The following is a 1004-nucleotide window of genomic DNA, read 5'->3' on the forward strand; positions in this document are numbered from 1 at the left end:
CTCAGAAGCTCGCGGACATGGCTGAGGTAGATCTCCCGGCGCTCCGACTGGAGGTACGGGCCCCACGCCCCGTACCCGGCGACCCCGCCCTCGTCGGGCGCGAGCCCGAAGGCACCGAGGAGGCGTGAGAACTCCTCGGCCGCGCCCGCCACTCGGCGCGAGCGGTCGGTGTCCTCGACGCGCAGCACGTGCACCCCGCCCGACTGGCGGGCGAGCGCCCGGGCCACGGTCGCCGTGTAGAGGCCGCCGATGTGCAGGTGTCCGGTGGGGCTCGGGGCGAAGCGCGTGACCTCGGCGCCGTCCGGCAGGGCGCGCGGCCCGAACCGCCGCTCCCAGTCGGCCGGTTCCGGGAGGTCGGGCGGGAACATCGCGTTGATGACGGACAGGTCGAGCACGGTGGACTCCCTCCTGGGTTCCTGGAGTGCCTGGTTCCTGGAGAGACCCACCGTAGGTCGGTGACCGGCCGTTTCGAGGGGTCCGAGGGCGCGAGGCTGCGGAACTCCGAACCCTCTTCGGCCTTGTGGGCCCCCGGGGGCGCCGGGGGTCAGTAGCGTCCCGAGGACCGTTCCGTACGAGGACCGTTCCGTACGGGGACCGTTCCGTACGGCGACCGTTCCGTACGACGACCACAAGGGGGTGTGATGGGCGGCACGCGCGCGGTGGGCCTGCTCGCACTCGGCTCCTTCGCCATGGGGACCGACGCCTACGCGATGGCAGGACTCCTCCCCGACATGGGCGCCGACCTGGACGTCTCCGTCCCCCTCGCCGGCCAGTCCGTCACCGCCTTCACCCTCTGCTACGCCCTGGCCGCGCCGCTCTTCTCGGTCGTCCTCGCCCGCTGGGGCACCCGTACCGTCCTCGTCGCCGCGCTCGTCGTCTTCGTCCTCGCCAACTCCGGTACGGCCCTGGCCGGTTCGTACGCCGTGCTCCTCGGCACCCGCGCCCTCGCCGGCGTCGGAGCGGGCCTCTTCACCCCGGCCGCCGCCACCGCCGCCGTCGCGCTC

Annotated in this window: 2 protein-coding genes; one reads left to right on the plus strand and one right to left on the minus strand. The window is 73.7% G+C overall.

Annotated elements, in window-relative coordinates; all coding sequences use genetic code 11:
* On the minus strand, nucleotides 1-395 hold a 395-nt coding region (locus CCN56_RS27120), incomplete at its 3' end, for a glutamate--tRNA ligase family protein (RefSeq protein WP_256962171.1).
* Nucleotides 396-641: 246 nt separating this feature from the next.
* Between CCN56_RS27120 and CCN56_RS27125 the strand changes: the two genes are divergently transcribed.
* Nucleotides 642-1004: MFS transporter (locus CCN56_RS27125; protein ID WP_143664635.1), on the plus strand; the 363-nt coding region annotated here is incomplete at its 3' end.

The sequence above is a fragment of the Streptomyces sp. NRRL B-24572 genome, from assembly GCF_002156145.1.
In the GTDB taxonomy this organism is placed as follows: Bacteria; Actinomycetota; Actinomycetes; order Streptomycetales; family Streptomycetaceae; genus Streptomyces; species Streptomyces vietnamensis.